Below are 21,826 nucleotides of genomic sequence, written 5' to 3' on the forward strand. Positions count from 1 at the left end.
TGTCGCGCTATGCCACAGGGCTTTTTGCCGTCGGGAAAAGTTACTTCACGTCCACCTGATAAAAAATATGCTTCCCGAACGGATCGATTTCATAGCCGGTCACCTCTTTGCGCACCGGTTCGAAAATCGTCGAATGGGCAATCATTACCGCCGGCATCTGGTCGTGCATCACCTGCTGCGCCTGCTTATACAGCGCCGCGCGCTTGTCATGATCCCCCTCGGCGCGGGCCTGCAGAATCAGCTTGTCAAACGGCTGGTAGCACCACTTCGACGAGTTGGAGCCGCCGTTTGCGGCCGTACAGGTAAACAGCGGGCCGAAGAAGTTGTCCGGATCGCCGGTGGCCGTCGTCCAGCCCATCAGGGCGGCCTGGTGCTCACCGCTTTTCACGCGCTGGAGGTATTCGCCCCACTCATAGGTCACGACTTTCGCCTTCACGCCCACTTTTGCCCAGTCCGCCTGAATCATCTCCGCCATACGTTTGGCGTTCGGGTTATAGGGACGCTGAACCGGCATCGCCCACAGGTCGATGGTCATGCCGTTGGCAAAGCCCGCCTCCCTGAGCAGCGTTTTGGCTTTTTCCGGATCGTAAGCGTAATCTTTCAGCTGGTCATCGGCGCTCCACACCCCCGGCGGCAGCAGGTTTTTCGCCGCCGTACCCGTGCCGTGGAAGACGGCTTCGATAATCGCCGGTTTATTGATAGCCAGCGCCAGCGCCTGGCGCACCTTCACGTTATCCAGCGGAGGCTTTTGGGTGTTAAACGCCAAAAAGCCGGTATTAAGCCCCGCCTTTTGCATCAGGTTGATGTCTTTATTTTCCTTCATGCGCGGCAGATCCGCCGGGTTCGGGAACGGCATCACCTGGCATTCGTTTTTCTCAAGCTTCGCGTAGCGCACCGAGGTGTCCGGCGTGATGGAGAAGACCAGGCGATCGAGCTTCGCCTTGCCCTGCCAGTAGTCCGGGAAGGCGGTATACAGGATGCGCGAATCTTTCTGGTACTGCCTGAGTTCAAACGGCCCGGTGCCGATGGGATCCATATCCACGCGCTCTGGCGTGCCGGCCTTGAGCATCGCATCGGCGTATTGCGCCGAGAGGATGGAGGCGAAATACCAGCCTAAATCGGCGATAAACGGCGCCTCCGGATGGGCAAGCGTAAAGCGCACCGTATTGTCGTCCACCTTATCAATGGCGGTGATCAGCTTGCCGAATTCGAGGCTTTCGAAGTTGGAATAGTTGCCGTTGGAAACGTTGTGGTAAGGATGCTTCGGATCTTTCTGGCGCATAAACGAGAAAATCACGTCATCGGCATTAAAATCGCGCGTCGGTTTGAAATACTTATTGCTCTGAAACTTCACCCCTTTACGCAGATGGAAAGTGTAAACCTTCCCGTCTTCGCTGACCTCCCAGCTTTGCGCAAGGCTCGGCTGCAGTTCGGTGGTGCCGACCTTAAAATCCACCAGGCGGTTATAAACCGGCACCGCGCTGGCGTCGACGCTGGTTCCCGAGGTGTACAACTGCGGGTTGAAGTTCTCCGGCGAACCTTCTGAACAATAGACCAGCGTGTTTGCCGCAGCGCCCGCGCTTGCTGCAAGCGCGGCCACGGCCAGCGCAAGCGTGGTGATTTTTATTTTCATCGCTATCTTCCTGTTGGTTATCCTGCCCCTGAACGAATAAAGCTTGTACTCAGCGTCCTAATAAATAACATTAAATTAACAATGCCAACAGACAACATTGAACAATAAGGAAACATTATGTCCTCACCGCTCTCTAAGCAGCTGACCGAACGTTTCTTCCGCTACCTGGCCGTCACCAGCCAGAGCGACCCTCGCGCCGGCACGCTGCCAAGCACGCAAGGCCAGCATGAGATGGCGAAAATACTGGCGGCGGAGCTGCGCGAGCTGGGGCTGGAGAAGGTGCTTATCGACGAGCACGCCACGGTTACGGCGGTGAAAAAAGGCAACGTGCCGGGCGCGCCGCGGATAGGTTTTATCACCCATATCGACACCGTTGACGTCGGCCTGTCGCCTGATATTCATCCGCAAATCTTACGTTTTAACGGCGAGGATCTGTGCCTGAACGCGCGCGAAGACATCTGGCTGCGCACCGCCGAGCATCCGGAAATCAACGCCTATCACGGCGAAGACATTATTTTCAGCGACGGCACCAGCGTGCTGGGCGCCGATAATAAAGCGGCGGTGACGGTGGTGATGACGCTGCTGGAAAACCTCGCTGCGGAGGATAAACACGGCGATATCGTGGTGGCATTCGTGCCGGATGAAGAGATCGGCCTGTGCGGCGCGAAAGCCTTAGACCTGGCGCGTTTCGACGTCGATTTCGCCTGGACCATCGACTGCTGCGAGCTGGGGGAAGTGGTGTATGAGAACTTCAACGCCGCCCACGCCGAGCTGCGCTTTACCGGCGTAACCAGCCATCCTATGTCCGCCAAAGGCGTGCTGGTTAACCCGCTGCTGATGGCGATGGACTACATCAGCCATTTCGATCGTCAGCAGACCCCGGAGCACACCGAAGGAAGAGAAGGCTATATCTGGTTTAACGGCATGCAGGCCACCCAGAGCGAAGCGCTGCTGAAGGCCAATATCCGCGATTTCGACCTTGCGAACTTCGAGCGGCGTAAAAAACAGATTGGCGAAGTGGCGCGCAAAATTGCCGCGCAGTACCCTACCGCCCGCGTGGATTACCACATCAGCGACACCTACAGCAACATCAGCAACGCCATCACCGACGACCGCCGGGCGATTGATTTGATTTTCGCCGCCCTCGACGAATTAAACATCGAGCCGAAGGTTATCCCGATGCGCGGCGGCACCGACGGCGCGGCGCTGTCGGCAAAAGGATTGCTGACGCCGAACTTCTTTACCGGCGCGCATAACTTCCATTCACGCTTTGAGTTTTTGCCGCTGAAGTCCTTCGAGGCTTCTTATCACGTGGCGCTGAAGCTGTGTTTGCTGGCGGCTAAATAATCAGGCAGCCCTTGCGGGCTGCTCTGCTTGACGCCTTACGCCTTACGCCTTACGAGCCAGCAGGGTCGCAAAACGCAGCTTGATACGCTGACCTTCGGCGTCGGTTTTGTGCAGCTGGCCGACGTCTTCATTGTATTTAATCAGCTCCCAGCCCTGGTAATAGCCGCTCAGCTCGCCCGCCCGGAAAGCAAAGGGGAAACCGACGTTGCACGGGTAATCTTCGGTATCCATCGCCGCCACAATTAAGTTATAGCCGCCCGGTTTGGTGCAGCGCTGCATATTGCCGATCAGGCCCGGAATGGTGTCGCGCTCAAGGAACATCATCACGACGGTTGAGAGAATAAAATCGTACTCGCCGTCAAACTTCAGTTCATTCAGGTTAACGATATCGGTAGTGATACCTTTTAACCTTTCCGCTTCGATAATCCGCTGCAGATTGCTAATGCTCATCGGGTTTTTATCCCAGGCGGTGACGTCGAACCCCTTCTGGTTGAGATACAGGCTGTTGCGGCCGTTGCCGCAGCCCAGATCCAGCGCTTTACCCGGCGCGACGATGGTCGCGGCGTTGAGCACCTCAGAATGGGTCGGGGTTAAACCATATTTTTCGCTGTAGTAGTTTTCAGACTTTAAGGTCATAGCAGTTCCTTTTTCACGGGCCTGGCGGTACGCACGATCAGCTTGCCCTGCATCAGCAGGATAACCGTGCGCACCAGCAGCAGGCCGATAATCACATTAGTAAAGATAAACAGCGGCACCGCGATAACGGTAAAAATACCGCCCTTGCTGCCGTGGCTGAGATGCAGCGCGGTGGTCGCCAGCGCTGAGATACCGAACGAGAAGCTCCAGAACGAGGCGTTGAACGGCTGTGCCATATACCAGGGCAGCAGCCGCAGGGTGAACAGCAGCTGGAGCAGCCCGTAGCCAAAGAGCATTTTGGCGAAGAAATCCGTCTGGCCGCCGTTGACGCTCAGGTAAGCGCTGCAGGCCACCAGCGCGGGGGCAAGCTGGATGCCAAGCGAGGTGCGAACCGGCGCGGGCAATTCTCCGGCGCTGCGCAGGCGGTGCAAAATCGCCGGCTCCAGGCTCAGCCAGGAAAAGACGCCCGCCCCTAAAAACAAAATGCCGAGGTCGTGATAGCCGAGCGCGCCGCTGGCCATCGCGCTGATAAAGTTATTGGCAACCGTCGGCAAATATAAACCCGGCGTGGTGGCCGTCTGCGGATGGTTTCCGCGCCATAAGCCCGCGCTTTGCCAGGCGGCGTAGCTGAGCTGAGCCGCCACGCCAAAGACAAACATCGCTACGGCCAGCGGCCGCAGATAAGGCGCAAGCGCGATAGCCACCAGCATGGTCGTCGCGGGAAACAGGCTGACAAAGCTGCTCATTAACGGATGAAGAATTTCCTCCTTCACCGTTTGCGGATATCTCACCAGTCGGTACACAAACGCCAGCGCCAGCAACAGCCAGACCGCCGCCGCAAGAATTTCCAGCGCCTCGCCGGGCAGCGGGCTTACCGCCCAGACGACGGCGGCGTAGCGCCAGGCGAAACCCATCCCTATAAGCCCGAGCACCATGCCGAAATAACCCGACGGCAGGTTGATGATGGTGGACGCCTCTGATTTGCTCATTTTGTTTATTTTTTAAAATGTATTTGAGATGCATTTTATGCGATTCCCCGCCGGAACGCCACGCCGGCTATTTACCTGCTACGTTTTAATCAGGGGCTTAAAGGGGCGGAATGCATGAATAAGTATGAGTTAACCGGGGATTCACAGCTTCATGACTACCTGCTCGACGGCGAAAAGCAAAAGGTCAGGCTCTGGCAAATCCGCGCGCTTCGGGACTTCAGCGATGTCAAAGCCGGACAGGCCGGCGGCTGGGTGGAAAATGAGGCCAACCTGAGCCAGCAGGGCGACTGCTGGATTTACGATAGCCAGAGCTACGTTTTTGGCGGATCCGACGTTACAGACGCAGCACGGATCCGCGGCGCTTCCACGCTCTGCCATCAGGCTCACGTAGCCGGCAACGCCGTCGTGGAAAATTCGCTAATCAGCGGAGAATGCTTTGTTCGTGACAAAGCCCGCGTGCTGAACGGCAGCCAGGTTATCGCCGTGCGCGGCCTGACGGCGGATCGCGACCAGCTTCTGCAGATTTATGGTAACGCGGTGGTCAGCGCTTCGCGCGTGGTGCACCAGGCGCAAATTTACGGCGACGCCGTCGTCAGCAACGCCTTTATTGAACACCGCGCCGAGGTGTTTGGCCACGCCGTGCTGGAAGGCAACGAGGATAACAACGTCTGGATTTGCGACTGCGCCCGCATCTTCGATAACGCCCGCATCGTTGCCGGTGCTGGTGAAGATCAGATCCCAACCATTCGCTACTCCTCGCAGGTTTATGGCAACGCGGTGATAGAAGGCGACTGCGTGTTAAAACATCACGTGCGCATTTTTGATGATGCCACGCTCATCGGCGGCCCCGTGCAGCTCGATAACCACGTGCAGATTTACGGCAGCGCGCGCGTCACCGGCAACGTGCTGATTGAAAATAACGTGCAGGTCTACGACCGGGCGGCGATAGACGGGCTTGACGGGGAAATGATCCATATCCGCGGCATCAAGGATATTAACGGCGAACAGCGGGTAAGCAGAACGCCGTTTTACGGCGTGTTTTAATCATTCAAGGATGCGCGCGTAGATGTTCTGGTCATGGAACTCGCCGTTAAGAAACTCGGCCTGCCGTAAGCGGCCCTTCGAGGGTGAATCCGCAGCGTTGCGCCACCCGGTTGCTCGCTTCGTTTGTCACAATGCATTTGATAACAAAACGGCGGACCGCGCCTTCGCCCGCATATCTGGCGATAACGGCCTCAACCGCCTGCGAAATGATGCCCTGCCCCTGAGCGCCCTCGTCCAGCCAGTAGCCGATATAGGCCGTCTTGTTGGTGGGCTCAATCTGGTTAAAAGAGATGACGCCCACCATTTTTTCCTGCTGGTAAATCAGAAACATTTTCGCGTAGCCCCGGTGGTGCAAAATGTAGTTTCCCTGCGCCATTTTGAGGGTTTCCTCAACCCCGGTTACGTACTGCGGCCACTCCATCGCCTTTTGCAGCCAGGCTTTATTGCGCACCACGAGGGCGAACAGCTCGTCGACGTAGCGTTCGTGAATGGAATGCAGCCTAATGTTTTCGTTAACGGTAATGGCGTCATCCTGCCAGTTTTCAGCCTCTTGCAAAGTGTTTCTCCGGGTCGTGGACGTATTGTCTATAGTTAGCACAGGCTTTAAGAAGGGGAAAGCATATGTCTCGCGTCGTCGCAGTCGATCACCTGGTGATTTCCGTCAGCGATTTCACCGTCTCGCGTCGTTTCTACTCCGGACTGATGGCCTTTCTGGGCTTTGAGGTGCTTGATGAATATCCGGACATGATGGGCTGGACCAACGGCGCCACCCGCCTGTGGATCAGCCAGGCGGATAAAGAAGGTTTACAGCATCCCTACCGCAAAGGCGACCCCGGCTTTCATCATTACGCCTGGGGATTGCGCAGCCGCAAGGACGTGGACGATCTGCAAAAATGGCTGCAGGAGAATAAGGTGAAGATTTTCGATCCCGCCGGCGAGTATTACCCCGATTATTACGCGGTCTTTTTCCTCGATCCGGACGGCATGAAGCTCGAAGGGATGTTTTATGGTGCAGAAAAATAGCGCTGCACCCTTTGGGCTCCCCAAAACTTAGCATCCCTCCGCCGCACGTCTAAGAAACTATCGTTTCACCCACGTCATTTCTGACCCGAAAGTTCTGGTACGAATGTTGCTTCACCTCTGTGTAACCATAAGGAGACAGAGATGAAAGCGTTAATTATAGGCGGCGGCATCGGCGGACTCTCAGCGGCCATTGCTCTGAAGCGGTGCGGTATTGCGACGGAAGTCTATGAGGCGGTCAGGGAAATTAAACCCGTGGGCGCGGCGATCTCCGTGTGGCCCAACGGCGTGAAGTGCCTGAACTGGCTCGGCATGAAGGAGCCGCTGCAAAAGCTTGGGGGAGCGATGGAGTATATGGCCTATCAGGAGCATATCCGCGGCCAGACCATGACCCGCTTTAGCCTCGACCCGCTTATCCACAGCGTGGGCGAACGCCCCTATCCTGTCGCCCGCGCCGAACTGCAGGACATGCTGATTGATACCTATGGACGCGAAGATATTCAGTTCGGCAAGCGCGTTACGCACATAGAGGATTTCGGCCGCGGCGTGCGGGCTACTTTTGCAGACGGCCACGTCGCCGAGGGCGATGTGCTGATAGCCGCCGACGGCACCCATTCCGTTATTCGCCCCTGGGTGCTTGGCCACCAGACCGAGCGCCGCTACGCGGGCTACGTGAACTGGAACGGGCTGGTAGAGATTGACGAAGCCATCGCGCCGGCTAACCAGTGGACGACATTCGTGGGCGAAGGCAAGCGCGTGTCGCTGATGCCCGTCGCCGGCAATCGCTTCTACTTCTTTTTTGACGTGCCGCTGCCAAAAGGCCTGGCGGAAGACCGCACCACGGTAAAAGCCGATTTGTCCCGCTACTTCGCCGGCTGGGCGGCGCCGGTGCAGAAGCTTATCGCCGCTATCGATCCCGCTACCACGAACCGCATAGAAATTCATGATATTGAGCCATTTATGCAGCTGGTACGCGGACGGGTCGCCCTGCTTGGCGACTCCGGGCACAGCACCACGCCGGATATCGGCCAGGGCGGCTGCGCGGCCATGGAAGACGCCGTCGTGCTGGCCATCGCCCTGCAAACCAACTCCCTCGGCGTTGAGGACGCCCTGCTGCGCTATCAGGAAAAACGCGCCTATCGGGTAAAAGAGCTGGTCCTGAAGGCGCGTAAACGCTGCGACGTCACCCACGGCAAAGACATGGCCGTTACCCATAGCTGGTATGAAGAACTGCGAAGCGAAACCGGTGAGCGGGTGCTGTCCGGGATGCGGGAAACTATTATGGGCGGACCGCTGGAGTAATGTGCAGACGCGATAAAAAAGCCCCGCGGTTTAGCCTGCGGGGCTTTTTTTTATTTCATGACGCGGTCATCGACGTAGTTACGCTTGTCCGCGGCGGGAGGGAAATACTGATACAGCCAGGTTTCGCTGATCGCATCGCCCTGGCAGCGCAGGAACATACGCATGTCTACCGGCCCGGTGGAATCGTCGGTCGGATACCAGTCGAACAGAATGCGGTAGCCGTCGAACGGCTCTACGTAGAGGATTTCGATCTGCTTAGCTTCGCCGCTCGACAGGGTGATAACCGGCTCGATGCCTTTCGGCGCCGCGTCTTTCAGACTGCCGCCTGTGAAGTCGATGGCGAAACGGCGCGACCACCTGTCCGGGAAGTGCTCGCCCGGCGCCCAGCCTTCCGGGAAGCCGCCCATGCCGGTGCGCGTCGCATAGACGCGTGCCAGTTCGGTGGTGACCGGCGGCAGCCCGCTCCAGTACAGACGGTATTTAAACTCCAGCTCATCGCCCGCCTTCACCGGCTTTTCCGGCTGCCAGAAGCAGACGATGTTATCCAGGGTTTCGCCGGTGGTGGGGATCTCCATCAGGCAGACGTTGCCCTTGCCCCACTTGTTGCGCGGCTCCACCCACAGGCTCGGACGTTTGTTATACCAGCCCATAATGTCCTGGTAGTTGGCGAACTCATGGTCGAGCTGCAGCAGCCCAAAGCCTTTCGGGTTATCGTCCAGATAGGCGTTGAACTGCAGCCTCTGCGGGTTGTTCAGCGGACGGGCGATCCATTCGCCGTTGCCGCGCCACATCGCCAGGCGGTCGGAGTCGTGAATCTGCGGATGAATGGTGTCGCACATGCGGCGTTCGTTATTGCCGCAGGCGAACATGCTGGTCATCGGCGCGATGCCCAGCTGCTTGATGTCTTCACGCGCGTAAAGGTGGTTATCCACCTCCATCACCACGCGTTTTTCTTCACAGCTGATAATAAATTTATACGCGCCGGTCACGCTCTTGCTGTCCAGCAGCGCGTAGACCACGAACGTCGTGTCGCCGGCTTTCGGCGTTTCAAACCAGAACGCGGTGAAGTCCGGGAACTCCTCAAGCTGGTCGGTAAAGGTATTCACCGCCAGGCCACGCGCGGATAAACCGTACTGGTAAGTGTTATCTACCGCGCGGAAGTAGCTGGCGCCGAGGAAAGAAACCACGTCGCGGCGCGCAAGCTCCGGCGCCTTAAAGGCTTTAAACCCGGCGAAGCCGAGATCCATCTGCCCTTCGAGCTGTCTGGTATCAACCCCCGCATCGTTGTAGTTAAATAATTCCGGACGGAAGTGAATTTCACGGGACAGATGCGTGGCCGGATCGACGGAGAACATGCGCACGCGGCGTTTAAACCCCATGCCCACGTGGAAGAACTGCACGTCCAGCTGGCGGTTATTCAGGCCGTTCCACAGCGAATGTTCCGCATCGTACTGAATGGCGTTATAAGCCTGCGGCGTAAGCGTCGCCAGCGTATCCGGCAGCGGACGGGGCGTACCGCTCCAGGGCTTTTTCGACAGGTCATGGGCCATCGCCTGCAGCACGGAAAAATCAAACTCGGTGGTGCGGCCGTCGGCGATATCAGATTCGGCGGCAAAAGCTGCGCGGGAAAAGAAAGTGGCCAGTGCCGGAGTGCCGCAGGCTGCGGCGAGAGCCATAGAGGCCTTAATAAAACGTCTGCGGTTCATGCCTGAGAAATCGTCCTTTTATGTCGATGTATTTCGTCCCGCTTTGCAAGCAGAACTACGGCAAGCTGTTGCAACCCTTAAGACCGCACACTCTAGACAAAATTTGCCGCTAATCCAATGGTTGTCGGCCCGGATTTGGCTCAGGAACGCAGTTTTTTTATTTGAACCGGAATGAACTGAAAAATGACAGGAAATGTCCCTCTCCCGCTACGGGAGAGGGATAAGCAAGGTTACTTCACGCTGACATCAATGCCGGGGAAGTATTTCTTCGCAAGCGTCGTTACCGTGCCGTCGGCCTTCACTTTCTCAATCGCCGCATCCAGCTGTTGCTTCGTCTGCGCGTCGCCCTTACGCAGGCCAAAGCCAATACCGCTGCCGAGGATGGTATCGTCGCTCACCGGCTTGCCGATAAAGCCAAAGCCTTTCCCCTGGGGCTTGCTCAGAAAACCCGCCTGTCCGGCGGCGGACATCACCAGCGACGCATCGATTCGGCCGTTGAGCAGGTCGCCCCAGGCCATATTCTGATCCTTATAGGAAACGACGGTGACGCCCTGCTTTTCCCAGTGCTCCTTTGCGTAGGTTTCCTGGATTGAGCCCTGCAGAACGCCGATGGTTTTGCCCTTCAGCCCTTCCGGCGTTGCGTCCACGGCGCTGCCGGCTTTCCCCACCAGCTGCGAAGGAATGCGGTAAATCGGCTGGGTAAAATCGATGCTTTTACGCCGCTGCTCGGTGATATTCATCGCCGAGTTGATGGCGTCGAATTTCTTTGCCATCAGGCCCGGAATCAGCGCGTCGAAAGAGGTTTCAACCCAGGAGCACTTAAGGCTCGCCGCCTTGCAGATGGCGTTGCCCAGCTCGATATCGAAACCTTCCAGCTCGCCGGCAGAGTTACGGCTTTCAAACGGCGGATATTCCGCCTCAACGCCGTAGCGCAGTTCGGTGGCGGCCCAACCCGGAGAAAGTTGCGAACATGCCGACGGCTAACGCGCCGTAGCGCAGTGTAGCCGCGGCCGAGCCGGAGAAAGTAGTGAACGTCCCAACAGCCAAACCTGGCGCATGGATTTTTTTCATGGCGACCTGCCCCTTTTTCAACGTGGCTTCAGCTGGCAAAGCGCCCGTGCGCCCGCCCGTAACGTGGCTTCGTCTTTGGCAAATGAAAGACGAATGATTTTATTGTCCGTGCCGTCGGTGTAGAACGCGGACAGCGGAATGGTCGCGACCCCCTGTTCGGTAATCAAACGCTTCACCATCTCGCTGTCGGGCTCGTCGCTGAAATGCCCGTAGCCGGCGAGCAGGAAGAACGACCCCGCGCTCGGCAGCAGTTTAAACGGCGAGTCCGCCAGCAGCGAGCGCATCAGATCGCGCTTGCGCTGGTAAAAAGCCGCCAGCGACAGATAGGTTTGCGGATCGCTCATGTAGTCGGCAAAAGCGTACTGCATCGGCGTATCGGCAGAAAACATTAAAAACTGATGCACCTTGCAAATTTCATCCATCAGCGCCGCCGGCGCCAGGCAGTACCCCACGCGCCAGCCGGTAACGTGGAAGGTTTTGCCGAACGAAGAGACGATCACGCTGCGTTCGGCAAGCTGCGGATGCGTCGCCATGCCGTGGTGGCGCTGGCCGTCAAACACGATATGTTCATAGACCTCATCGGACAAAATGACGATATCCGTGTTGCGCGTCAACGCCGCCAGCATCTCCAGATCGTGCGCGCTGAAGATCTGCCCGCTCGGGTTGTGGGGCGTATTGATAATGATCATGCGTGTACGAGGCGTGATGGCCGCCCGCACCTCGTCCCAGTCGACGGTGAAATCCGGGAGCGCAAGCTTCAGGGCAACCGGTCTGGCGCCCTGCAGGCGAACGATAGGCGCGTAGCTGTCGAACGAAGGCTCAAAATAGATAACCTCATCGCCCGGATGCACCAGCCCGCTGATGGCCGAATAGAGCCCTTCGCTGGCGCTGGCGGCGATCAGCACCTCGTCGTTTACGTCGTAGCGCGCGCCGTAAAGCGTTTCCACCTTCCCGGCGATAAGCGTTTTGAGCGAAACGAGGCCGGTCATGGCCGCGTACTGGTTATGATTATCCAGCATGGCTTTGGTCACGCCGGCGATTAATTTGGGATCGGGTGAAAAGTTTGGCGCGCCCTGGGAGAGGTTTATGGCGTTATGCTGCGCCGAGAGCTGGCCGATAACGGTAAAAATGGTGGTTCCCACATCCGGCAGTTTTGAACGATGTTGAACCGGGGTATGAATAGTCATGGCCGCTCCTGTTAAGACTCGATTTGCATAACTATTCAATCCGGATGCGGTTGCCACGACAAACGAATTGTTGTCATAATAGCCATGCAAAAAATGCATGGCTCAGCGGAGAGCGACATGGCGCGGCATAATTTTCCCCTCAATACTGTTGATGCGTTTCTGGTCACCGCCAGGCATCTCAATCTTACTCGGGCGGCAAAAGAATTGTGCCTGACGCAAGGGGCGGTTAGCCGGAAGATTGCCACCCTTGAAGAGTGGCTGGGCTTTGCGTTGTTTGAACGTCATGCGCGGGGTTTATACCTTACCCCTCAGGGAAGCGCCCTGCTGCCGGATTTGCAAAACGCCTTTGCGAAGCTGCTGGACGTCGCCGACCGCGCCTGCCATAAGCCGAGCGTGATACGCCTGAAGGCGCCGACCTGCGCCATGCGCTGGCTGGTGCCGAAAATCATCCAGCTTGAGCTGCGCGCTCCGGATATCCAGGTCGCGCTCACCACCACCGTCGACCACGGCGTGAATTTCAAAAATGAACCCTACGATGTGGCGATTGTTTTTGGCCCGCATGCGAGGGCCGGCACGCTGCTTTTTGAAGAGATCCTGACGCCCGTCATCAGCCAGAGCCTGATGCCCGCCGGGCCGCTGTCGGCCGAAGCCCTGCATCGTTTAACCTTCCTGCACCCCACCCGCGACCGTACGGACTGGTCGCTGTGGCTGGCCGACTATCCGGCGGCAAAACCCGCGATGCTTAAGAACCAGCACTTCGACACTATGGATCTGGCGATTAGCGCGGCCATTCAGGGATTCGGCATCGCCATCGCCGATGAAACCCTGGTGGCTGAAGATCTGCGCATGGGCAGGCTGGTGCGCCCTTTCGAACACAGCGTGAAAACGGGCGCAAGCTACCGCCTTACGCTGCGTCAGGGAAGTGAAAAAACCGCCGGGCTGGAAACGTTCTGCGAGAGTTTGTTGGCGCTAAGCTGATGGGGCGCAGCCTTAGCTGCCTTCCACCTGTATACATTTCGCTCCCGATGGCCCCGGAACGCTGCCGTAATTCAGATCCGGGCTGATCCCCTTCACCACTTCCGCCAGCGTGAGGTTGCATATTTCCATGCTGGGCATCGGCGTGACGTTCCATGAGACGTTTGAGCCGTAGCCGGAAGCCAGAAGCAGATAAAAATAGACCGTTGACACCTGATAACTCCAGAGCATGCATTGATACGTGGTTTAAAGACGGCGACATTATCCTTAAAACTAAAACAATCTTATAAATGAATGAGATGACAAAGGTGCCGGCCATTCGTTGAATGGCCTTACTGGCCTAAACTTAATCCAGGCTAACCTGGTGCTTCATTACGCGTTTAAACAGCTGCATGCGGGTTCGCATAAAGCGATTGATTATTTTGAACCGCGCCTGTTGATTCACGCCCAGCAGCATCGTTCTGTCTTTGCGCCGCGTGCAGGCCGGCCAGCGTAGCTCGCCGGCAAGCTGTTCGCTTTGGGACGTCGCCGCGCGGGCAAACTCCGCCCAGTAATCGCAGACTTTGGCGCCGAAGGCGAGATCCCTTTCGTTCACGTACCCGCAGGCCGGCGGAGTAAGCAGCAGCGTGTTGAAGACATAAGGCACTTCGTTGCCGTGCCAGGTGCCGTTGGCGTAGGTTTTGCGCTCGGCCTCGGCGACATAGTCGAAGTAATAGCGCCAGCAGGGCTGCCCGATGCGCTGCTGCGCCTGCATCACCACAAAGCCCATGGTGGTAAACGCCATATCGCGGCATACCTGGCGCCCCAGTTCGCTATCGCCTTTTACGCCGGGATAGAGCAATTTTATCAGCCCCAGTCCGAAGCGTTTCTCACGGCGCAGCCGCTCGATCTGTCCGGCGAGGTCGATGCCGAAATAGCTCAGCACGCTCGCCTCATCGCTGTTGCTGCCGATCATTATCGGCATCGGATGCTGCCTGCCCGCGAAGAAGGTATCGAGCATCGGCTCAGGCAGCACGCGGTCGCCGCAGATGGGCGCGGGCCCGATGTTCAGCGGCGCCTCTAGCTGCCAGAATACGTCGGCCGGCAGCTCGCGCAGCTGTTCCGCCGTCGCGTCCTGCAGCCCGAAATGACGCGCCAGCGAAATCCCTTTTCTCAGCGCCTGGCTACGCTCGACGTCCGGCAGGGTGTAAGCGCTCTGGACGATCGCTTTATGGAATAGCCCGCCGGCAAGCGGCGAGGCTAAAAGCGAAAGAACGCTGCGCGCCCCGGCCGATTCGCCAAACAGCGTTACGTTACCGGCGTCGCCGCCAAAGGCGCGAATATTTTCCCGCACCCATTGCAACGCAAGTATCTGGTCCATCAGGGCAAAGTTATATACCGGGCCTGCGGCGTCTTCCCCCTCAAGGGCGGGATGCGCGAAAAAACCCAGGTGTCCGAGCCGGTAGTTGACGGAGACCAGCACCACGCCGCGCGAGGCGAACCCGCGGCCGTCATACGGCGTTAGCCCGCCGGCGCCGATGGTGTAACCGCCGCCGTGCAGCCAGACCATCACCGGAAGCGGCTCCTCGCCGCTCGTTGCCGGAGCCCAGATATTCAGATAGAGGCAGTCCTCAGAAAACCGCCCCGGATCGCCGCCGCCCACGGCTTTGCAGTATTCCAGGCTTTGCCAGCTTGCGCAGGAAAACCGCGTGGCGAGCCTGACGCCCTCCCAGCCTGCCGCGGGAACGGGCGCGCGCCAGCGTAAATCGCCGACGGGGGGTGCGGCGAAGGGGATGCCGCGAAAGACGACGCATTCCCCTTCCGTGGTGCCGGCAAGCGTGCCCTGCGCCACTTCAACCAACGGCATTTCAGGCTGTTCCATCTGCGGTTCCTTGCTGTTCAATCCTTTACAGTAGCGCGTTCAGAGCAAACCGCAACGCCGCCTGCTGCGGTCTTCGGCCTGCTGGTAAAGCTCAAACTCGTTGGCGACCGGCGCGCCGAGCGCCTGCTCAAAGGCCTCGCGGCTGGCATGGCCGTGGCTGCGGGCGCCGCCTTCGCCGCCCAGATTAGACTGGAAAATCCCCGCGGCGCTCACCGGCAGAAAATCTTCATAGGTTATAGGCTGCGCCACCAGCCAGCCGCGCTCGATTAACAGCTGCGGATCGTCGCCGGGCTTTATCCCCGAGCGGTGCATCTCCCCGGTTGGCGTTAAGCGATAGCGGAAATAGGCCAGCGCCTGGCGACGCAGCAGCGTATCGCTGTCCGGCAGGCGGCTGAACACCTCCTGCAGGTGGTGCTGATGGCTGAGGTTGTCCTTGCCGTTGCCCGCCGCGAGCAGCAGTTCGTCATACAGGGCGCGTCCTTTCGGCGTTAACGCCACGCCCCGCTGTTCGATTTCGCCAAACCGTGCCGTGTGCGTTCCGTGATGCTCACCGGCAAATAAAATCGGCTCCTCCAGCGCCTTAAAGCTGGTCTGGCGCAGCAAAATCGGAAATTCGCGGCGCGGCGGCCCTTCAATTATCGCTTTAGGCGAGATGCCGTATTCCGGCATCAGCGCCTGCACGCGGTCAATATCCAGCGTTCGCGGCGTCAGGTGATTGATATGGCAGCCCTGAAAACAGACCACGTCGGCTATCAGCCGGTGCTGATCGTGCAGCGCCTGGTAGGTCTGCGCATCAACGGTCGCATGGCTGTGCCAGCGAAACGTCTCCAGCGCCTCCTCGACAAACTCGCAGGCCTGGGCTTCATGCAAACCGCCCTGCCGATCATAAATATCAAGCAGCGCCCGGCAGCGCGGGGTGAAAATATCTCGTTTCGCGAGGATGGCCGCCGCTTTCTTGCGCAGGGATACGTCTTCAATAAGCTCAAGGCGCAGCAGCGAAGTGAACACCCGGAAAGGGTTACGGGCCAGCGCAGTATCCTCTATCGGGCGAAAGGCGGTGGAGTGTACCGGCACGCCCGCCTGCGAAAGATCGTAATAGCCGACCGGCAGCATGCCCATAACGGCAAAAATCCGGCGCAGGGTCGCCAGCTCCTCCGCTTTGCCGACGCGAATCGCCCCGTGGCGTTCCACGTTAAGCCTTGCCAGTTCGTCAGCGTTTTCCAGCTGTTGCTGCAGCTCCGGGTCGTTTTCCAGAACCGCGAGGTTCACATCGGCGACCAATTCTAACAGCGTGCCGTACTGAGGCACCTCTTGCTGGTACATCGCCGACATTGCGTGCGAAAATTTTTCCCGAATCTCATCAGCCGTGATGTTGTTCGCCATGATGTCGTGTCTCCAGTGGATATTGCTGAAAGCGTAGAGTCTGGGAAGGCACTCAGGGCGAAGAATTTGCGTTTTGTGATCTGCTTTACAGCGGTGCGAAATCAGTAATGCTAACCGCGACTTAAATAAGCTGCGGCGCGATAAAGCCGGCGGGCTATATTGCGGAATTGTTAACATTATTTTGCTAGCAAGTTATCATAATTAAACAACTTATCTTGTCACCGCCTGCGGTCTGTTTTTAACATCGCTTATGGAAAAAAATGGTCTTTTCAGTCAGCGCATTCGCTTGCGCCATCTCCACACTTTCGTAGCCGTCGCTCAGCAGGGAACACTGGGGCGGGCGGCTGAAACCCTTAATCTGAGTCAACCGGCGCTCTCCAAAACCCTTAACGAGCTGGAGCAGCTGACCGGCACGCGCCTGTTCGACCGCGGGCGGTTAGGGGCGCAGCTTACGCTGATGGGGGAGCAGTTCCTCACTCACGCCGTCAAGGTGCTTGACGCGCTCAACCACGCCGGGCAGTCCCTGACCCGCAGAGATGACCAGCCCTGCTCCGTGGTCAGAATCGGCGCCTTGCCTACCGCAGCGCTGGGCATCCTGCCCGCGGTTATCGGGCAGTTTCACCGGCAGCAAAGCGATGTCACGCTTCAGGTCGGCACCATGAACAACACCATGCTGCTGGCGGGGCTGAAATCCGGCGAGCTGGATTTGGGCATCGGCCGCATGTCCGACCCGGAGCTGATGACCGGGCTGAATTACGAGCTGCTGTTCCTCGAGTCGCTAAAGCTGGTGGTGCGTCCGGGCCACCCTATCCTGCAGGAAAATATTACCTTAAGCCGGATAATGGAGTGGCCGGTGGTGGTTTCCCCGCAGGGCACGGTTCCACGCCAGAATGCCGAAACGCTGCTTGCAAGCCAGGGATGCAAGCTCCCGGCAACCTGCATCGAAACCCTGTCCGCCTCGCTTTCGCGCCAGCTGACGGTGGATTACAACTACGTCTGGTTTGTGCCCTCCGGCGCGGTCAAAGAGGATTTACGCCAGGGCACGCTAACGGCCCTGCCGATTGCCGCACAGGGCGCGGGAGAGCCGATTGGGATCCTGACGCGCGTGGATGCCACGCTATCGCCGGGCGCGCAAATTCTGCTGGCTTCGATTCGGAAATCTATGCCCGGCTAACGGCTGCGTTTCGCGTGGCGCTCCCGGTTTTCAAGCCTGGCCTGAGGCGATTTTTTTAGCGCCACGTAGCAGGCGCCGCTGCCGCCGTGGTGCGGCATCGCGCTGCAGAAAGCCTGCACTTCATCAAATTCCGGCAGCCAGCGCGCCAGATAGCTGCGCACAATATTGGCGTGGGAGCGATCTTCGCGGCCTTTGCCGTGAACGATGAGCAGGTTGCGCAACCCTTCCTGTTTCGCCTGCTGCAGCCAGGCAAACAGCATCTGGCGGCACTGCTCAACGGGCTGGTGCAGCAGATTGAGGCTCGCCTGCTGGCCGTATTTACCCAGGCGAAGCTTGTCGAGCACGCCGGTTTGCAGCCCTTCGCGTTTAAACTCCAGCGGCGTGCCCAGCGGCACGATATCCAGATAGTCGGTGGTCAGAAAGTTATCGAGCTGCACAGCGTCGATTTTTTGCAGGGGTTTTGCTTTGGCAGGTTTGAGCCACTGGCTGCTGGTACAGTTTTTCAGCGGTTTGACATCCTCCATGGCGTCGAGAAACAGCGCTTTGTCGTCAAGGTTCATGGAAAGTCCTCCAGGCTCGTCTTCGCTGTGTACTATAGCCGCCGAACTGCCGTGGCTCAATATCAGCGGCCGCGGCAATGGCTGCCCGACACGGGCAAATAATGCTCAGCAAGGTTATTTTTATTTCACTTGTTAATAAGAAATATATTGCATATGCAAAAGCGTGAAACTAATCACCTGGATAACCATGCATTTTTTTCAGAAATGGCTATAAATAACAGTAGCCCGAAACAGGAATATAACAGGGTCTAAACAGGAAGCATTGCTGTGTGTACTGGGGTCAGACTGATGTCGTCTGGCCCCCTTTTTTTAACGGCGAATGGATATATTTTATTCTTGCTTTTCGCTTAGTTATCAGCCGCGCCCAAACAATTAACCCTGCTGACGACAAAATGAGCGCCCAAATAGAGCGGGCGGGAAAATACTGCGCAAAAAACGATCGAATATATCTTTTCATCATCAATCGTTATGCCGGCGCCTATTTAAAATAGCTGCTTTATAAATCGTTATTTTCCGTCTTATTTAAACATTGTTCAAAAAATGAATATTTTGTCGAGCGGACCTACGCGGCAAATACCACAAAGTTTTAAAGGCTTCCCTACCCTTTTTGGGTGTCTGGCGGCTTCCGCTGACGGCATGGTATCTTAGCGGCCGGTGGGGTTTACCCGCGCGAGGATGAACAAGGAGCGCATAATGCTGACACTGCTTGAAGACAAGATTGCCACGCCGCTTGGGCCGCTATGGATACTGTGCGATGAGCAGTTCAGGCTGCGCGCCGTGGAGTGGGAAGAACACAGCGACCGTATGGTGCAGCTGCTGAATATTCACTACCGGGCCGAAGGTTACCAGCGCGTCGGCAGTCAAAATCCCGGCGGCATGAGCGACAGGCTGCGCGACTACTTCGACGGCGATTTGAGCATCATTGAGGATCTGCCGACCGCGACTGCCGGCACGCCGTTCCAGCGCGAAGTATGGCAAGCGCTGCGCGCCATACCCTGCGGACAGGTCATGCACTATGGACAGCTGGCGGAGCAGCTTGGCCGCGCGAGTGCGGCGCGGGCCGTCGGAGCGGCCAACGGCTCTAATCCGGTAAGTATCGTGGTGCCCTGCCATCGCGTTATCGGGCGCAACGGCACCATGACGGGTTATGCCGGTGGCGTAACCCGTAAAGAGTGGCTTTTGCGGCATGAAGGCTATTTGCTGCTGTAGGCAAGCGGGTTGTTTTCAAAGCGGGAATTAAGCCATAAATGCGGTGGCAATTCGCGAGCTTAATCAGATAATAACTGTCTTATCAATAAGATGGCGATGAAAATTACATTTTGAATACCATTATATTCTCAATGGGGTTTCGCCATACTTACCTGCTCAGCAAAAAGATGTTAAAATTGACCAATATCAATTACGGCCTGAGCATATCTATGATCCCTGAAAAGCGAATTATTCGACGCATTCAGTCTGGCGGTTGTGCTATCCATTGTCAGGATTGCAGCATCAGCCAATTATGCATCCCTTTTACGCTCAACGAGCATGAGCTTGATCAACTTGATAATATCATCGAGCGTAAAAAGCCTATCCAAAAGGGACAAACCCTGTTTAAAGCGGGTGACGAACTGAAATCGCTGTACGCCATTCGTTCAGGGACCATTAAAAGCTACACCATCACCGAACAGGGCGACGAGCAAATTACCGGCTTCCACCTTGCCGGCGATCTGGTCGGCTTCGACGCTATCGGCACCGGGCATCACCCAAGCTTCGCCCAGGCGCTCGAAACGTCCATGGTTTGCGAAATTCCGTTCGAAACGCTGGATGATTTGTCCGGCAAGATGCCGAACCTGCGCCAGCAGATGATGCGTTTAATGAGCGGCGAGATCAAAGGCGATCAGGATATGATCCTGCTGCTTTCCAAGAAGAATGCGGAAGAGCGTCTGGCGGCCTTTGTTTATAACCTTTCGCGTCGCTTCGCGCAGCGCGGCTTCTCGCCTCGCGAATTCCGCCTGACCATGACCCGCGGCGACATCGGTAACTATCTTGGCTTAACCGTGGAAACCATCAGCCGCCTGCTGGGTCGTTTCCAGAAAAGCGGCATGCTGGCGGTTAAAGGCAAGTACATTACGATTGAAAATATCGAGCTGCTGTCGCAGCTTGCTGGTCAATCGCGTAGCGTCGCCTGATAAACCCTGACCTTTGCCGGATCGCTAATATTTTCTATGTTTTTGATCCGGCAACGGCTTCTCACCTGTTTCATTCTCTTCTTATAGGTTAATCTTACTTAACAGACTGTGGTTAAGCAGTTGTAAGGAGACCTGTATGGCAAAGTATCAAAACATGCTAGTCGTGATTGATCCCAATCAGGACGACCAACCTGCCCTGCGGCGTGCCGTTTATTTGCACCAAAGGATTGGCGGCAGAATTAAGGCGTTTTTGCCTATCTATGACTTTTCCTATGAAATGACCACCCTTCTGTCGCCGGATGAACGCACCGCTATGCGTAAAGGCGTGATCAGCCAGCGTGCGGCCTGGATTAAAGAACAGGCCCAGTATTACATCGAAGCCGGCGTGCCCGTTGAAATTAAAGTGGTATGGCATAACCGACCTTTCGAAGCCATTATTCAGGAAGTCATCAGCGGCGGTCACGACCTGCTGCTGAAAATGACCCACCAGCACGACAAGCTTGAGGCGGTGATTTTCACCCCGACCGACTGGCATCTGCTGCGTAAATGCCCATGCCCGGTGTGGATGGTGAACGAGAAGCCCTGGCCGGAAGGCGGCAAGGCGCTGGTCGCGGTAAACCTTGCCAGCGAAGAGCAGTATCATAACGCCCTTAACGAGAAGTTAGTCAAAGAAACCCTGCGCCTCGCGGATGACATCAACCACACTGAGGTTCATCTGGTCGGCGCCTATCCGGTTACCCCTATCAATATCGCCATCGAACTGCCCGATTTTGATCCAAGCGTCTATAACGACGCCATTCGCGGCCAGCACCTGGTGGCGATGAAGGGCCATCCGTCAGCAGTTCGGCATCGATGAGAAAATGACCCACGTCGAAAAGGGGCTGCCTGAAGAGGTTATCCCGGATTTGGCGGAGCATCTGCAGGCCGGGATCGTCGTGCTGGGAACCGTAGGACGCACCGGGCTTTCCGCCGCGTTCCTCGGCAACACCGCAGAGCAGGTTATCGACCATTTACGCTGCGACCTTTTAGTCATCAAGCCTGATGAATATCAGACCCCCGTTGAATTAGACGATGATGAAGACGATTAACGCGCCGTCAGAATAAATAAAAGCCCGTCGCTGGCAACGCCGATGGGCTTTTTTATTAATGAACGAGCGGAGCTATTTTTTGGCTTCGGTATCCGGGGCGTTTGAACGGACCATAAACTGCTCCGTGACGTCTGCAAGGTGCGTTATCGCCCATTCGGCCATCGCTTTTTCCTGTTCAAGGATTTTGGCGAAAACCGCCGCGCCGTCGTGGTCGCCCGCAAGCTTAGCCGCGGCGATTAGCGAGGTATAACAGGCTATTTCAAAGTGCTCAAAGACGTAGCCGCTGATGGCCCCTTTAACCACTTCGTCCGGGGTCATCATCCCGCCCATAGCCTGCCCGAAGGCGGCCATTTTGCTTACCGCGTCTTTCACTATCGAGCTGGAGATGCCGTTTCTGTCGATAACTTCATTGAGGAGCTGCTGCTGCTGACGGGTTTCAATAATATGCTGTTCAATGCGTGCTTTAAGATCGGGATAATGCTCAAGGCGCGACGCCATTTTTTCAAGCATCGATTCTGCCTGTTTTTCCATGGCATGAGCGTCACGTAACCAGTCATGATAATTTTCGGTGTAATTCATTTGGGCTTCTCCTGTATTCAACATTTGGTTAGCCAGACAGATAAATAAATCCTGCAGTCAGAAATAGCGCTATACAGGAATGCAAATTGATAAAGTTAAT

General features: G+C 56.9%; 18 protein-coding genes and 3 pseudogenes. 9 read left to right on the forward strand and 12 right to left on the reverse strand.

From position 1 onward, the window contains the following. Positions 1-40 precede the first annotated feature (40 nt). A complete protein-coding gene (locus WLO32_RS10840) occupies positions 41-1,633 on the reverse strand; it encodes an ABC transporter substrate-binding protein (protein WP_435945200.1) in 1,593 nt (530 codons plus the stop codon). Positions 1,634-1,750: 117 nt separating this feature from the next. Here WLO32_RS10840 and pepT point away from each other — a divergent pair, with 117 nt between their 5' ends. Next, positions 1,751-2,980 carry a peptidase T gene (gene pepT, locus WLO32_RS10845; RefSeq protein WP_435945201.1) on the forward strand — a complete coding sequence of 410 codons (1,230 nt, stop codon included), beginning with the start codon at positions 1,751-1,753 and terminating at the stop codon, positions 2,978-2,980. Positions 2,981-3,022: 42 nt separating this feature from the next. Here pepT and tehB read toward each other — a convergent pair whose 3' ends face one another. Together tehB and tehA are read right to left on the reverse strand one after the other, a co-directional pair. Continuing rightward, positions 3,023-3,616 (reverse strand): tellurite resistance methyltransferase TehB, encoded by a 594-nt coding sequence (gene tehB / locus WLO32_RS10850; protein ID WP_435945202.1) that lies wholly within the window; start codon positions 3,614-3,616, stop codon positions 3,023-3,025. Next, positions 3,613-4,605 carry a dicarboxylate transporter/tellurite-resistance protein TehA gene (tehA, locus tag WLO32_RS10855; RefSeq protein WP_435945203.1) on the reverse strand — a complete coding sequence of 331 codons (993 nt, stop codon included), beginning with the start codon at positions 4,603-4,605 and terminating at the stop codon, positions 3,613-3,615. Before tehA ends, tehB begins: the two co-directional genes overlap by 4 nt. A 114-nt stretch (positions 4,606-4,719) precedes the next feature. Between tehA and ydcK the strand changes: the two genes are divergently transcribed. Next, positions 4,720-5,649, forward strand: coding sequence for a YdcK family protein (gene ydcK, locus WLO32_RS10860; RefSeq protein ID WP_435945204.1), 930 nt, complete (start codon positions 4,720-4,722; stop codon positions 5,647-5,649). Here ydcK and rimL read toward each other — a convergent pair. Further along, positions 5,650-6,205 (reverse strand): annotated as a pseudogene (rimL, locus tag WLO32_RS10865) (50S ribosomal protein L7/L12-serine acetyltransferase). It lies immediately after the preceding gene. 65 nt (positions 6,206-6,270) lie between these two features. Here rimL and WLO32_RS10870 point away from each other — a divergent pair. After that, positions 6,271-6,672, forward strand: a complete 402-nt coding sequence (locus WLO32_RS10870; RefSeq protein WP_435945205.1) for a VOC family protein — start codon at positions 6,271-6,273, stop codon at positions 6,670-6,672. A gap of 141 nt (positions 6,673-6,813) precedes the next feature. After that, complete coding sequence (hpxO, locus tag WLO32_RS10875; RefSeq protein WP_435945206.1) at positions 6,814-7,971, forward strand: FAD-dependent urate hydroxylase HpxO; 1,158 nt, start codon at positions 6,814-6,816, stop codon at positions 7,969-7,971. A 50-nt stretch (positions 7,972-8,021) separates the two neighbouring features. Here the strand turns inward: hpxO and WLO32_RS10880 are convergent, their stop codons facing one another. From WLO32_RS10880 to WLO32_RS10890, 3 genes and pseudogenes are all read right to left on the reverse strand, one after another. Next, on the reverse strand, positions 8,022-9,677 hold the full coding sequence (locus tag WLO32_RS10880; protein ID WP_435945207.1) for a glucan biosynthesis protein D: 1,656 nt from the start codon (positions 9,675-9,677) through the stop codon (positions 8,022-8,024). Between the two features lie 230 nt (positions 9,678-9,907). After that, a pseudogene (locus WLO32_RS10885) lies at positions 9,908-10,649 on the reverse strand (ABC transporter substrate-binding protein). 116 nt (positions 10,650-10,765) lie between these two features. Next, positions 10,766-11,935 carry a pyridoxal phosphate-dependent aminotransferase gene (locus tag WLO32_RS10890; protein WP_435945208.1) on the reverse strand — a complete coding sequence of 390 codons (1,170 nt, stop codon included), beginning with the start codon at positions 11,933-11,935 and terminating at the stop codon, positions 10,766-10,768. Between the two features lie 117 nt (positions 11,936-12,052). Between WLO32_RS10890 and WLO32_RS10895 the strand changes: the two genes are divergently transcribed. Continuing rightward, positions 12,053-12,913, forward strand: coding sequence for a LysR substrate-binding domain-containing protein (locus WLO32_RS10895; protein WP_435945209.1), 861 nt, complete (start codon positions 12,053-12,055; stop codon positions 12,911-12,913). Positions 12,914-12,925: 12 nt separating this feature from the next. On the opposite strand, the gene WLO32_RS10900 is transcribed toward WLO32_RS10895, so the two are convergent. The 3 genes from WLO32_RS10900 to hglS form a co-directional block, all read right to left on the reverse strand. Continuing rightward, a complete protein-coding gene (locus WLO32_RS10900) occupies positions 12,926-13,123 on the reverse strand; it encodes a hypothetical protein (RefSeq protein ID WP_435945210.1) in 198 nt (65 codons plus the stop codon). 133 nt (positions 13,124-13,256) lie between these two features. Then, positions 13,257-14,771, reverse strand: a complete 1,515-nt coding sequence (locus WLO32_RS10905) for a carboxylesterase/lipase family protein (RefSeq protein WP_435945211.1) — start codon at positions 14,769-14,771, stop codon at positions 13,257-13,259. Between the two features lie 39 nt (positions 14,772-14,810). Further along, positions 14,811-16,154, reverse strand: a complete 1,344-nt coding sequence (hglS, locus tag WLO32_RS10910; RefSeq protein ID WP_435945212.1) for a 2-oxoadipate dioxygenase/decarboxylase HglS — start codon at positions 16,152-16,154, stop codon at positions 14,811-14,813. A 250-nt stretch (positions 16,155-16,404) separates the two neighbouring features. On the opposite strand from hglS, the gene WLO32_RS10915 reads away from it, so the two are divergent. After that, positions 16,405-17,328, forward strand: coding sequence for a LysR substrate-binding domain-containing protein (locus tag WLO32_RS10915; protein ID WP_435945213.1), 924 nt, complete (start codon positions 16,405-16,407; stop codon positions 17,326-17,328). On the opposite strand, the gene smrA is transcribed toward WLO32_RS10915, so the two are convergent. Then, entirely contained in the window at positions 17,325-17,888 is a 564-nt protein-coding gene (gene smrA / locus WLO32_RS10920) for a DNA endonuclease SmrA (protein ID WP_435945214.1), read from the reverse strand. The genes WLO32_RS10915 and smrA overlap by 4 nt on opposite strands. 693 nt (positions 17,889-18,581) lie before the next feature. On the opposite strand from smrA, the gene ogt reads away from it, so the two are divergent. From ogt to uspE, 3 genes and pseudogenes are all read left to right on the forward strand, one after another. Beyond that, positions 18,582-19,097 (forward strand): methylated-DNA--[protein]-cysteine S-methyltransferase, encoded by a 516-nt coding sequence (ogt, locus tag WLO32_RS10925; RefSeq protein ID WP_435945215.1) that lies wholly within the window; start codon positions 18,582-18,584, stop codon positions 19,095-19,097. Positions 19,098-19,306: 209 nt separating this feature from the next. Then, on the forward strand, positions 19,307-20,059 hold the full coding sequence (gene fnr / locus WLO32_RS10930) for a fumarate/nitrate reduction transcriptional regulator Fnr (protein ID WP_147402976.1): 753 nt from the start codon (positions 19,307-19,309) through the stop codon (positions 20,057-20,059). 136 nt (positions 20,060-20,195) lie between these two features. Beyond that, positions 20,196-21,147: pseudogene (gene uspE / locus WLO32_RS10935) on the forward strand (universal stress protein UspE). Between the two features lie 72 nt (positions 21,148-21,219). Here the strand turns inward: uspE and WLO32_RS10940 are convergent. Next, the gene (locus WLO32_RS10940) at positions 21,220-21,726 is read right to left on the reverse strand and encodes a ferritin-like domain-containing protein (RefSeq protein ID WP_435945216.1); all 507 of its coding nucleotides are present in this window, start codon (positions 21,724-21,726) and stop codon (positions 21,220-21,222) included. Positions 21,727-21,826: the final 100 nt, after the last annotated feature.

The sequence above is a fragment of the Dryocola mayonis genome, assembly GCF_051307045.1.
GTDB lineage: Bacteria > Pseudomonadota > Gammaproteobacteria > Enterobacterales > Enterobacteriaceae > Dryocola.

Excerpts from the sequence above, each read along its gene's own strand:
- WLO32_RS10840 (WP_435945200.1), bottom strand. The coding sequence starts at position 1,633 with ATGAAAATAAAAATCACCACGCTTGCGCTGGCCGTGGCCGCGCTTGCA.
- pepT (WP_435945201.1), top strand. The coding sequence starts at position 1,751 with ATGTCCTCACCGCTCTCTAAGCAGCTGACCGAACGTTTCTTCCGCTAC.
- tehB (WP_435945202.1), bottom strand. The coding sequence starts at position 3,616 with ATGACCTTAAAGTCTGAAAACTACTACAGCGAAAAATATGGTTTAACC.
- tehA (WP_435945203.1), bottom strand. The coding sequence starts at position 4,605 with ATGAGCAAATCAGAGGCGTCCACCATCATCAACCTGCCGTCGGGTTAT.
- ydcK (WP_435945204.1), top strand. The coding sequence starts at position 4,720 with ATGAATAAGTATGAGTTAACCGGGGATTCACAGCTTCATGACTACCTG.
- WLO32_RS10870 (WP_435945205.1), top strand. The coding sequence starts at position 6,271 with ATGTCTCGCGTCGTCGCAGTCGATCACCTGGTGATTTCCGTCAGCGAT.
- hpxO (WP_435945206.1), top strand. The coding sequence starts at position 6,814 with ATGAAAGCGTTAATTATAGGCGGCGGCATCGGCGGACTCTCAGCGGCC.
- WLO32_RS10880 (WP_435945207.1), bottom strand. The coding sequence starts at position 9,677 with ATGAACCGCAGACGTTTTATTAAGGCCTCTATGGCTCTCGCCGCAGCC.
- WLO32_RS10890 (WP_435945208.1), bottom strand. The coding sequence starts at position 11,935 with ATGACTATTCATACCCCGGTTCAACATCGTTCAAAACTGCCGGATGTG.
- WLO32_RS10895 (WP_435945209.1), top strand. The coding sequence starts at position 12,053 with ATGGCGCGGCATAATTTTCCCCTCAATACTGTTGATGCGTTTCTGGTC.
- WLO32_RS10905 (WP_435945211.1), bottom strand. The coding sequence starts at position 14,771 with ATGGAACAGCCTGAAATGCCGTTGGTTGAAGTGGCGCAGGGCACGCTT.
- hglS (WP_435945212.1), bottom strand. The coding sequence starts at position 16,154 with ATGGCGAACAACATCACGGCTGATGAGATTCGGGAAAAATTTTCGCAC.
- WLO32_RS10915 (WP_435945213.1), top strand. The coding sequence starts at position 16,405 with ATGGAAAAAAATGGTCTTTTCAGTCAGCGCATTCGCTTGCGCCATCTC.
- smrA (WP_435945214.1), bottom strand. The coding sequence starts at position 17,888 with ATGAACCTTGACGACAAAGCGCTGTTTCTCGACGCCATGGAGGATGTC.
- ogt (WP_435945215.1), top strand. The coding sequence starts at position 18,582 with ATGCTGACACTGCTTGAAGACAAGATTGCCACGCCGCTTGGGCCGCTA.
- fnr (WP_147402976.1), top strand. The coding sequence starts at position 19,307 with ATGATCCCTGAAAAGCGAATTATTCGACGCATTCAGTCTGGCGGTTGT.
- WLO32_RS10940 (WP_435945216.1), bottom strand. The coding sequence starts at position 21,726 with ATGAATTACACCGAAAATTATCATGACTGGTTACGTGACGCTCATGCC.